The organism is Corynebacterium sp. J010B-136, assembly GCF_002967075.1.
Lineage (GTDB): Bacteria > Actinomycetota > Actinomycetes > Mycobacteriales > Mycobacteriaceae > Corynebacterium.
On the sequence record NZ_PUGE01000005.1, the window covers coordinates 162,930 to 173,706 of the forward strand.

Here is a 10,777-nt window from a genome sequence, read left to right on the forward strand (position 1 = left end):
ACCATGCCCGCATTTATGTCAGAAGTAGGCATGCCCTACTGGATTGATCTCACCACCTCGAACCCAGAAAAATCCGCAAAGTTCTACCGTGAGGTATTGGGCTGGGAAGTAACCGCGGAAACTGATGAATACCGCATCGGCCGCATGCAGGGCCTTCCCATCGGTGGATTTATCCCGCAGCCAGCTGATTCGACCATGCCAGATACGTGGGTGACCTACTTCCGCGCCGGCAATTTGGAGAAGGAATGCCAGCGCGCCGAAGAACTTGGTGGTCGCGTGCTTTCCGGTCCGCAGCAGGTGGAGCTGGGGCAGATGGCATTGCTTAGCGATGTCACCGGTGCCCTTTTCGGGCTGATTGAGCCAAAGAATACCGAGCAATTCGTTGCCGCTGGAGAGCCAGGCCTGCCTGTGTGGCACGAGATGACGGCAACGAAAGACTTCCCGAAGGCTCTGGATTTCTACGGTGAGCTTTTCAACTGGGAGCTTCGCACCCAGTCCACCTCCGGTTCTGAGAAACCTGAAGATGCTGATTACGCAACCGCAGAAGAAGAAGGCGCACCATTTGCTGGCCTGTGGAATGCCGAAGGCAAATTCCCACCGCAAGTCGGTGGTTTCTGGCAGACCTACTTGGGCGTACGGAATATGGAGCAGGCTATTAAGTCCGCTGTTGAATGCGGCGGCGAAGTCATCCGCGAGCCATGGTTGTCGACCTTCGGCCTAATGGCCCTGGTTGCAGATGCCACCGGCGCTACTATCACTTTGACTGAGGTCGAAGATGCTCCGGAAGATGATGTCACTGAGTCTGATGACATTTTAGGTCTGGACGTGTAATTATCTCAGAGGTGTAGCTATGTCCTACATCTTCGCGATAGAGCCTAGTGCTGGTGATGCATAGGCGCGCAAAGATGTAGTACATCGCGACCATGATGATGAGGACCTTAATGACCATTGGCGTTAGCGCAACGAGGTCATAATTCCACGCGAAGTGAATGGCAAAGGCCACCAGCCACCAACCAATGACCATGCGGATGCGCCACCCGCGGGACTTATTCGCAGCAAAAAGTGCCCAGCCAATGCCCCAGCCGGCAATCGCGGTGCACATGATGTGAATGCCAGGTCCTGCGATCATGCGCAGTCCCCAGGATTGCCAAAAGCCTAACCAATCGGAATCTTGGTGCAACTGCGCGCCACCTGCGCCGTAGAGAACATTTTCTACTGTCTCAAAACCTAAGCCGATGACCGCACCTACTAAAAGGCCATGCCAAGGGCGAGAAAGCTGTGTAAAAGCTAGGCAGATAAGTACTACGCCCAGGGTTTTAGTGATTTCTTCCGGATAAGCACCACCCCACGATGCAGCAGAAGCATGGCCGGAGGTATAGGCAAAAATTTCGATGAGGGGCGTGCCCATCGGAAGCCCGAGCACGATAGCTACCCCACCGCCCCACAGCAGCGCAGCATAAATCCACAGCCGTGATTGCCCAGGCTTTTTCTTCGGCCAAAAGGGCAAACGAGAGAGTAAAAAGATCACGAGGGCGAAATAAACAGCAGTCAGCACAATGCTGATGAGTCCAAGTCCCGGTGACATCAAGATTGCCGTTAAGAACATCGCTGTAGCAACGCAGCCACCCACCACCATGCTGATGATGGTCAGAATGTAGAAAAATTTACTCATGCAATTTTCTCCAGCAGAACATCTTCTTCCATGCGGACTGGTAGGGGTTCATCGGAAAAGCTTCCCCACACTTTTTCTGCCAGCGGGAGCATTTGCTGCGGTTGTCCTTGAAGCAATACCTGGAATTCTTCCCCTGCGTGCTCGGGATCTTGACTACGGAGGTTGATGGCAATGGTGTTGACGCTCGGAAGTACCATCACAGCGTTATTTTCAATGTGCGTGATGGGCTCTGTGGGAAGCGCAGTGAGGTTGTAGGCACGCACCGCGCGGCGCAAAGAGTGATCGGAATCTTCCACATCTTTAACCCAACTGACTTGGACATTAGTATTTCCACAGATATAGGAATCGAGCAATAACCCAGCTGGGTCCCACTCGCAGTCCACGCCGTCAATCGGCTGTTCCCACTTCGTTTCAGAAGTAGTGATGACCAGCGGCTCGGTGTGCTTTGGCTGGGTGGAAAATGCAGACAACGCAACCATGGGTGCTGCGATAGCTAGTGCGACTATTGCGCACAGCAGCGCAAAATATTTTCCTGTCCGTGCCGGCTGAAGTCGGTATGTTGCCATACCTATCAGGCTACAAGATCCGCGGTTTTAAGCTTGGGCTGCTACTTCTTCAACGGTAAGCCGGTTGCGTGATTTTAGAACGACAACAATGATTGCCAACCCGATAATCATGCTGATAAAGCCAATCAGAGCAGAACTGGTTATGGCGAAAAGTACGTATCCGATCAAGGCTGCTGCAGCGCCGACGAAGGCATAAGGCAATTGGGTATTGACGTGGGTAGCAACAGAACAGCCAGCACCGGTAGAAGACAAGATGGTGGTATCGGAAATTGGGGAGGAGTGGTCGCCCCATACGGAACCGGCTAGAACCGCGCCGAAGGCCGGGATGAGCAAAGTACCCTCCGGATCAGCAGCGTTCATTATTTCACCAGCAAGTGGCAGCAAGATACCAAAGGAACCCCAGGAGGTACCGGTGGCAAAAGCCATGCCAGCGGCGATGAGGAATAAGACCGGCACTAACCAGATTGGCGTGACAGACAAGCTGGTAACGATGCTTGCGAAGTACGCGCCCGTACCCAACACACTAATCAATGTGCCCAGCATCCATGCAAGCATCAGGATGTAGATGGCCGGCAACATAGATTTCGCACCCTCGAGAGATCCGCGGGTGATAACACCAGCGGTGAATTTTTCATCGTTACGCGTATAGCGGATGCAATAGCCAAGAGCGATGAGCAGACCTGCGACGCCACCAATATTCAAAGCCATTGCTACATCGGCATTGGCCATGGCGTCCAAAGCTGACCAAGAACCAGCTGCCATGGCACCTGTGATGTACATACCGGAGATAACGCCGATGACCAAGACAATAAAAGGCACAACCAGTGCCTGGACGGTACCGCGGTCATGGGTTGGCAAAGAATCCGTTATCTGACCTGGTACATCATCATCTTCTGCCATGACACCTTTATCTGACGCGGCGCGTTGTTCTTCACGTCGCATGGCGCCAAAATCCAGCTGCCACAAAACAACAACCCACAGCAGGATGATTGCTGCGATGGCGTAAAAGTTCATGGCTGCCGAGCGTAAGAATACTTCCATCTCGCTCATGGTCAGTGCGGAAGCTGCGAGGATGGGAGCCATGATGCCGATAATGGAAGCGCCCCAGCTCGAAAGGGGAACCAAGACCACCGTTGGGGCAGAGCTTGAGTCGACGAGATAAGCGAGCTTTGCGCGGGAGACTTTTTGCTGATCGGAAATGGGGCGCGAAATCTGGCCGACTGCCAGCGCATTGAAGTAGTCATCGATGAAGATGACCATGCCCAAAATAGCTGTGAGAACTTGCGAGTCGCGGCGTTTTTTTACGCGCTTTCGAGCCCAATTGGAAAAGGCCTGGGTGCCGCCCGACATCAACACGATGGCAGTAATAGCACCCAGTTCCAAAAGGAAAGCGAGGATCAAAATGTTGTACCAGTTCGGTGCACCATCAGCCCAGAACAGCTCCAGCACGCTGGAAAAGAGTAATTTCAGGCTTTCGACCGGGTGAAAATTTGTGATCAGCAAGATACTTAAGATCACGCCGGAGGCCAGTGACGCTAAGACCTTGCGGGTAGCAATTACCATGATAATCGCTACTAGCGGCGGCAATATTGTCAAAATGGGAAATGATTCGACCATGCTGGGGCTCCGATCAATTAAAAAATTCTAAGCAAGCATAAACTATTTTCAGCTGTTTGTCTCATCTTGTGGACACTTGCTTAAGCTCGCGAGTGGGAAAAATCTAAATAGCTGCCTTCGTGAATTGTTTTCGCATAATGTGGGCGGTATGACGCAACTTCATGATTTGTACCAATTTGTCAGTGGCCCTTGGCTGAAAACCCACGTTATTCCCGATGACCGTGGTGTAGACGGAACCTTCCATAAACTGCGCGACCAGGCAGAAGAGCTCTCGCATGAGATTGTGGAAGAAGACACTGGCCGCGCTGGCACGGTTTATAACTCCTATATGGATACCGACGGCATTAACGCCGCGGGCATGGCGCCGCTTGATGCCGATCTGGACCGTTTAGCTGTCGCCGGAATTGATGAATTCGCAACCGTGGTTGGTCAGCTTGAGCGCCTAGGCGTTAGCTCACCGGTTACTTTCTGGGTCGAAAAGGATTCTGGCTCGGAAGATTGCGTTGCTTATATCATTCAGTCTGGCTTGGGCCTGCCAGATGAGGCTTATTACCGGGAAGAAGCACACGCTGAAACGCTAGCCGCGTACCAGGTGCACGTCGAAGAAATGCTGGAATTTTTAGACCCCGCGCGTCTTTTCGGCCTGGGTGCCAAGGTCGCTGCAGAGCGCATCGTGAACTTAGAAAAGAAGATTGCTGCAGGACACTGGGATGTGGTTGCTACCCGTGATGCGGTAAAGACCTATAACCCAACTGAATTCCAGGACCTGCCAGAAATCGTGCGCACTATCCTGACCGGTGGTGGGCTGCCTGAGCACCGCGTTGTTAATATGATGCCTTCTTACCAGGAGCACCTAGCGCAATTGCTGACCGAGACCCAGCTTGCGGATTGGCAGCTGTGGGCAACGTGGGCAATTTTGCGTGCGCGCGCGGGAGTTCTGCCGGAAGAAGTAGGCAAGAAGAACTTTGAGTTCTACGGCACCAAGCTCACCGGTGCGACACAACAGCGTGACCGCTGGAAGCGCGCGCTGGGCTTGGCGGAGAGCTTGGTGGGTCAGGAGATCGGCAAGATTTTCGTCGATAGGCACTTCCCGGCATCGTCCAAGGCAGAGATGGATGAACTGGTGGAGTACTTGGTTCGCGCTTACCGCGAGCGCATCTCGCAGCTGGAGTGGATGACGCCAGAAACCCGTGAGCGTGCTTTGGAAAAGCTCGGCAAGTTTAAGGCCAAGATTGGCTACCCAGATACCTGGCGCGATTACTCCGGCCTGGAATTCTCCGCTGCCGGTGCAGACTTGGTTGAGAACCTGCGCAACGGCAATGCTTGGGCGCATGATTTTGAGCTCAACAAGATCGGCAAGCCGACTGACCGCGATGAGTGGTTTAGCACCCCGCAGACGGTGAACGCTTTCTACAATCCAGTGGTCAACGACATCACTTTCCCTGCCGCAATTTTGCGACCACCGTTTTATAACCCTGAAGCAGATGCGGCGGAGAACTTCGGTGCCATCGGCGCGGTTATCGGCCACGAAATTGGCCACGGTTTTGATGACCAAGGATCGCAGTACGATGGCGACGGCAACTTGAACTCCTGGTGGTCGGATGAAGACCGCGCTGCGTTTGAAAAGCTCACCTCCAAGTTGGTCGAGCAGTTCGATGGCGAAGTGCCTTCCGTGCTTAAAGAAGCAGGGATTGAATCAGGCGGCGTCAATGGTGAATTCACCTTGGGTGAAAACATTGGTGACCTGGGTGGATTGGGTATCTCCGTGGTTGCCTACCGCTTGTACTGCGAGGATAAGGGCCTTGATATCAACGGCCAAAAGGCGCCATTTGAGATTGAAGGCGGCTCCGAAGAACTCGAAAACGGTGAGTTCACCGGCTTGCAGCGTTTATTCCTCGCGTGGGCACGCGTGTGGCGCACGGCGATTCGCCCGGAGATGGCCAAGCAGTACTTGGCGATGGATCCGCACTCCCCGGCAGAATTCCGCTGTAACCTCATTGCTGCGAATATCGCTGAGTTCTACGATGCTTTTGACGTAGCTGAAGATGGTCCGATGTTTATTGAGGAAAAAGACCGCGTGACCATTTGGTAGCGCGCACCTAGTAGCCTTGGGTGCATGACTGCAAACGCGAATGATGCTGATAAATACCCGTGGCATATCGGTGGCTATGACCATGTGATGAGCCAAGAAGACCAGCTTGAGCAGCTGTATTCGCACCTTGAGGCACATTTCCCACTTCCTGATTTCACCCCGCCGTGGAAGGGCGGAAGTGGGGATCCCACCGCGGCTGATAATTACAGCGCTAAGTTGATGGACCGCATTACCCAATCATCGATGATGGTGCTTGGCAGCGCGGTGGACCATGCCATGCCAGGTGTCGCCTTCACCGACGGTATTGATGTCAGCTATCCCGGCGAAGGTTTGGCACAATTTACGCCCGCGGAAAAAACTTCCACAACGTGGATTGTGTCCTTCCACTCTGGCGGATGGTGGCGCGGCTCGGGGGCTGCGTTAGAGATTCAGTGGCAGCCAGAAGTTGCCGCCGTGGCTAACCTGGCCGGCGTTGTCGCTGTAGATGTTGATTATCCGCTCGCGCCGCAGCACACAGTTGCGGATATGGTTGCCGCTGGCCGCGCAGCGATTTCCTATGCGCGGGCCAATGGCGCAGAAAAGATTGTGCTGTGGGGTTATTCTTCCGGTGCAGCGCTGGCAACTTTGCTTGCCGATGAATCCATCGACGCGCTTGTCTTGACCTATCCAGACTTTGCGGCTTTAGATGGCCTGCCAGATGACGTCCGCGGTGAGGCGATCTTGCCGGAAAGTGGGACGTGGCCTAAGACCTGTATCCAGATTGCGACACACGACGAAGTAGTAGATGGCGCTCATACTCGCGCGGTTGCACAAGGCGCAGAGGATTTAACCATTGCCGAGTATGTCTCCCGCCACCGCATTTCTACTCCGGAGGTGGCGCGCAAGCGCGTGCAGGATATCGCAGAATTTATCGCAAAGATACGTGCTTAGTAGCCGGGTATGATTCATCTGTTTCTACTGCTCCCACGGGCTGTAGCCACAGCGTATTAACAATCAAGGCAGCGGCGATTAGCACAGCTATCCAGCCGATAATGTTCCATGTTTTTGCATTGCGGTGGGGAATGGCCAGCCCCTGCAATTGCTTGCTCTTGTAAAAAGCGTAGACCGCCGTGATGCCAGCTAGCGGGAACATGTACGGGAAGCCGAAGATAGTAGCCAAAACGCAAAGGATAAGTAATGCGGCTGCGGTGCGTATTCCTGCTAAATGGTCTTCCATGTCCAACAGCCTACAGTAGACCAATCGGTACAGGCCGCCTATTTTATTCATGGATAACCCCGCATTCTGTGCGGGGTATGGACACTGCAAGATTTATTCATTAGTCTCACTAGTTGTTGTATTTTAAAGACAGACCAGTCTATCCCTAGTTGAATACTCGGTCTATTATTTTCGGCCCGAGTGAAAGATGCAGTACTAGTGTCACATGAACATAAGTCTCTAAGCCTAAGCCGCAGGCGGCTTCTGCAGTTGGCTGGGTTGGCGACGGCCTCGACGGCGGTGGCTGGTTTGGCGGGCTGTGGGGCATCGACAAGCACCAGCGAACCAGCTGATAACACCCCGTTGACCATTGGCTATGTGCCGATTGCGTGCTCTGCTCCCATCGCTATTGCTGATGCGCTGGGGCTATTTGAAAAGCACGGCGTCAACGTAGCCTTGAAGAAATTCTCCGGCTGGGCTGACCTGTGGACTGCCTATGCCACTGAACAGCTTGACGTCGCGCACATGCTCTCACCCATGACGGTGGCCATTGATGCCGGGGTGACCAATGCCGCGCGCCCCACCGAGCTGTCCTTTACCCAAAACACCAACGGTCAGGCCATTACTTTGGCTTCCAAGCATTATGGCTCGGTGAAATCGCCGGAAGATTTCAAGGGCATGGTACTCGGCATTCCTTTTGAGTACTCCGTGCACGCACTCTTGCTGCGCGACTACTTAGCGGCACACGGCGTGAATCCCGTATCTGACCTAGAGCTGCGCCTTTTGCGACCTGCCGATATGGTCGCGCAACTAGCGGTGGAAGGCATCGACGGCTTTATTGGCCCGGAGCCTTTCAACGAGCGCGCCATTAAGAGCGGCTCGGGCAGGATTTGGGTGCAAACCAAGCAGCTGTGGGATAAGCACCCGTGCTGCTCGGTGGCGATGGCGAAAGAATGGAAAGCAGAACATTCCACCGCTGCACAGGGGGTTGTCCGTGCGCTGGAAGAAGCCGCTGCCATCTTGAGTACGCCTGCGCAGTTCGAGACTTCGGCGAAGACCTTGGCGCAAGAGAAGTATCTCAACCAGCCGGCAGAGCTTCTTGATGGCCCATTTTCCGGCGTCTACCAGGACTGGCACGGCAAGACCCACACGGACTTAGACCGTATGTCTTTTGGCGATCCAACTGACCCGGCAGCGATTGTGTGGATGGCCACGCAGATTGCCCGCTGGGGCTTGGGCGGTGACACCTTGACGATGGATGATGCCACCATCATCGCCGCGGCCGAAAGCGTGCTTGTGCCGGGACTGGAAGTGACTGGCGAACACTTAAGTATTAACGGCGTGGATTTTGATCCACTGGCCCCTACCCGTGGATATGACCACATGGACTCGGTGATTTTTCGGTGAATACTAAACCCAAACCACTTCACTCCGTCATCATTGGCGTAGTGATGTTTATCCTCACCATCGGTATTTGGCAGTTTGCCGCCAATGCTGGGTGGATTAGCGATATCGCGCCCACGCCCGCGAATACCTTTGCGCGCGGCGTGGAGATTCTCTCCGATCCTTTCTATCAAGATGGCCCTGCCAGCGTCGGTATCTTCTGGCACCTGATGGCTAGTTTGCGTCGCGTGCTCTTCGGCTTCTTGCTCGCAGCGATTATTGCTTTGCCGGTGGGCTTTATCCTGGGGCGCAGCACCACGCTGCGCTGGGCTGTCGATCCGGTAGTGCAGGTCCTGCGCCCAGTCTCACCACTGGCGTGGTTGCCGCTGGGTTTGGCGCTGCTCAAAGACGCTGAAAATACCGCCGTCTTCGTTATTTTGCTCTCGGCACTATGGCCAATTCTGATTAACACCATCGATGCGGTGCGCAGCGTCAACCCGACCTATATCAATTTGGCCGATACCATCGGTACTTCCTGGTGGTCGCGCATTGTTTATATCTGGCTGCCGGCATCTTTACCGGGCATCATCACTGGCCTGCGCTTGTCGTTGTCCACCGCCTGGCTGGTTATCGTCGCCGCGGAAATGCTCATCGGTGGGCGCGGCGTGGGCTTTTTCGTGTGGAATGCCTGGAATCGCCTGGATATTGATGCCATCGTCGTGGCAATTTTCATCATTGGTATCGCAGGTCTTATTCTTGACCACCTTGTTGGCGCATTGCAGAAAGTAGTTCGCTATGACTAAATCCTTACAGGCCACCTCCACGGATGCCTCGGTGGAGCTGGATTCAATTACCAAGTCCTATGGTCCAACCACGATTATTGGCGATACCCGCATTCACATCAACGACGGTGAGTTCGTATCTTTGCTGGGGCCATCGGGCTGCGGCAAGTCCACTATTTTGAAGATGATTGCCGGTCTCGCGGAGCCTTCCACCGGCACAGTCAGTACTGGGCAGAAGAAAGTTCAAGGTCCAGGCCCCGATCGCGGTATGGTCTTTCAAGACCACGCGCTGTTGCCGTGGATGACAGCGCGTGGCAACATCGATTTTGGTCTGCGCTCCGCGCGCCCCGAATTGAGCAAATCCGAGCGGGCCGACATTACCCGCACCCACTTGGAGCAAGTAGGGCTTACCGATGCCGCGGACCGCCGCCCCGCCCGTCTTTCTGGCGGTATGCAGCAGCGTGTTGGTCTTGCGCGGGCTTTCGCCATCGACCCGCCAATTATGCTTCTCGATGAACCTTTCGGTGCCCTTGATGCGCTGACCCGCCGTGAACTGCAACTGCAACTGCTGGGTATTTGGGAAGCCTCCCAGCGCACCGTCGTCATGGTCACCCACGATGTTGATGAAGCAATTTTGCTCTCTGACCGCGTGCTTGTGATGTCCAAGAGTCCCGAATCCACCATCATCGCCGACATCAACGTCGACCTTCCGCGTCCCCGCCACGATGCCAGCGAAGACCCCGCAGTCGAAACCAAGACCGCAGAGCTGCGCAAGGAGATGCTGAACCTGCTCGAGCACTAAGCAAATTTTTGCTTTAGGAGAAGAGCATTGCCACCCGTTACGACGGGATCGGAAGAAGACTCTGGGACCCCAGCCGGACGACTGGACCCAGGGTCTTCGCTTATCTAATCGTTGACCTTGCATGGAGCTTGTTCTAGCCTGAGGGGCGCGAATTTTCTACAGTCCGCACCGGGTCGGGGGAGATATGAAGTTTTGGAAAGGCGCCGCGGCGTTGTTGGCTGTGGGCGCGGTGGCCTTTGGCGGTTCTATCGCAGGCACTAACTACGTGCTGGATTCGCGGGAAGAAGCCCAGATAGGGGCGCAGCAGGAATTGCTGGACGCGCAAGAGCGCATCCAAATCGTGCCGGACGTCGATGACAGCGTGGAAGCAGCGGCGAATGCGCCGGAGGTGCGGGACAATATTGGCACCTATACGGTGCGCTGCCAGGTGCATGAAGGTGATGAAGAGGGCGAGCTACTGGGCTTTGTCTTTGGTAATCATCATGAGGATGTAGAAACCGCGGTGCACACTGCGGAGACATTTCTGTCCCGCGTAGCGCCAGAAGGCAACGGAGATTTAAGCCATTGCAGAACCTGGGAGAAGTACTCGTCGATCGGTGCTTATGATGCCTCAGGGCGCGCGGTCTAGCTTCCACAAAACTTAAAGCCCCGACTTCCCGCACCATGAG

General features: G+C 54.6%; 11 protein-coding genes. 7 read left to right on the forward strand and 4 right to left on the reverse strand.

Going from position 1 to position 10,777, the window contains the following annotated elements; genetic code table 11:
* The first annotated feature begins 3 nt into the window (after positions 1-3).
* A complete protein-coding gene (locus C5Y44_RS09680; protein ID WP_105324755.1) occupies positions 4-831 on the forward strand; it encodes a VOC family protein in 828 nt (275 codons plus the stop codon).
* Here C5Y44_RS09680 and C5Y44_RS09685 read toward each other — a convergent pair.
* From C5Y44_RS09685 to C5Y44_RS09695, 3 genes are read right to left on the reverse strand one after another with little or no spacing between them, the layout of a single operon-like run.
* Positions 794-1,672, reverse strand: coding sequence for a PrsW family intramembrane metalloprotease (locus C5Y44_RS09685; protein ID WP_105324756.1), 879 nt, complete (start codon positions 1,670-1,672; stop codon positions 794-796). The two genes, C5Y44_RS09680 and C5Y44_RS09685, sit on opposite strands and share 38 nt — an antisense overlap.
* Positions 1,669-2,238 (reverse strand): hypothetical protein, encoded by a 570-nt coding sequence (locus tag C5Y44_RS09690; RefSeq protein ID WP_105324757.1) that lies wholly within the window; start codon positions 2,236-2,238, stop codon positions 1,669-1,671. The genes C5Y44_RS09685 and C5Y44_RS09690 overlap by 4 nt, the downstream gene beginning before the upstream one ends.
* 27 nt (positions 2,239-2,265) lie before the next feature.
* A complete protein-coding gene (locus C5Y44_RS09695; protein WP_105324758.1) occupies positions 2,266-3,855 on the reverse strand; it encodes a Na+/H+ antiporter NhaC family protein in 1,590 nt (529 codons plus the stop codon).
* A gap of 148 nt (positions 3,856-4,003) precedes the next feature.
* On the opposite strand from C5Y44_RS09695, the gene C5Y44_RS09700 reads away from it, so the two are divergent.
* Together C5Y44_RS09700 and C5Y44_RS09705 are read left to right on the forward strand one after the other, a co-directional pair.
* Positions 4,004-5,947 (forward strand): M13 family metallopeptidase, encoded by a 1,944-nt coding sequence (locus C5Y44_RS09700; RefSeq protein WP_105324759.1) that lies wholly within the window; start codon positions 4,004-4,006, stop codon positions 5,945-5,947.
* A 24-nt stretch (positions 5,948-5,971) separates the two neighbouring features.
* Entirely contained in the window at positions 5,972-6,877 is a 906-nt protein-coding gene (locus tag C5Y44_RS09705; protein ID WP_105324760.1) for an alpha/beta hydrolase, read from the forward strand.
* Here C5Y44_RS09705 and C5Y44_RS09710 read toward each other — a convergent pair.
* Positions 6,855-7,163: a hypothetical protein gene (locus C5Y44_RS09710; protein ID WP_146108493.1), complete on the reverse strand. Its 309-nt coding sequence runs from the start codon at positions 7,161-7,163 to the stop codon at positions 6,855-6,857. The genes C5Y44_RS09705 and C5Y44_RS09710 overlap by 23 nt on opposite strands.
* Positions 7,164-7,361: 198 nt before the next feature.
* On the opposite strand from C5Y44_RS09710, the gene C5Y44_RS09715 reads away from it, so the two are divergent.
* The 4 genes from C5Y44_RS09715 (at position 7,362) to C5Y44_RS09730 (ending at position 10,737) form a co-directional block, all read left to right on the forward strand.
* Positions 7,362-8,549: an ABC transporter substrate-binding protein gene (locus C5Y44_RS09715; RefSeq protein ID WP_105324762.1), complete on the forward strand. Its 1,188-nt coding sequence runs from the start codon at positions 7,362-7,364 to the stop codon at positions 8,547-8,549.
* Positions 8,546-9,328 (forward strand): ABC transporter permease, encoded by a 783-nt coding sequence (locus C5Y44_RS09720; protein ID WP_105324763.1) that lies wholly within the window; start codon positions 8,546-8,548, stop codon positions 9,326-9,328. Before C5Y44_RS09715 ends, C5Y44_RS09720 begins: the two co-directional genes overlap by 4 nt.
* The gene (locus C5Y44_RS09725; RefSeq protein WP_105324764.1) at positions 9,321-10,109 is read left to right on the forward strand and encodes an ABC transporter ATP-binding protein; all 789 of its coding nucleotides are present in this window, start codon (positions 9,321-9,323) and stop codon (positions 10,107-10,109) included. The genes C5Y44_RS09720 and C5Y44_RS09725 overlap by 8 nt, the downstream gene beginning before the upstream one ends.
* 184 nt (positions 10,110-10,293) lie before the next feature.
* A complete protein-coding gene (locus C5Y44_RS09730) occupies positions 10,294-10,737 on the forward strand; it encodes a hypothetical protein (RefSeq protein WP_105324765.1) in 444 nt (147 codons plus the stop codon).
* The last annotated feature ends 40 nt before the right edge of the window (positions 10,738-10,777 follow it).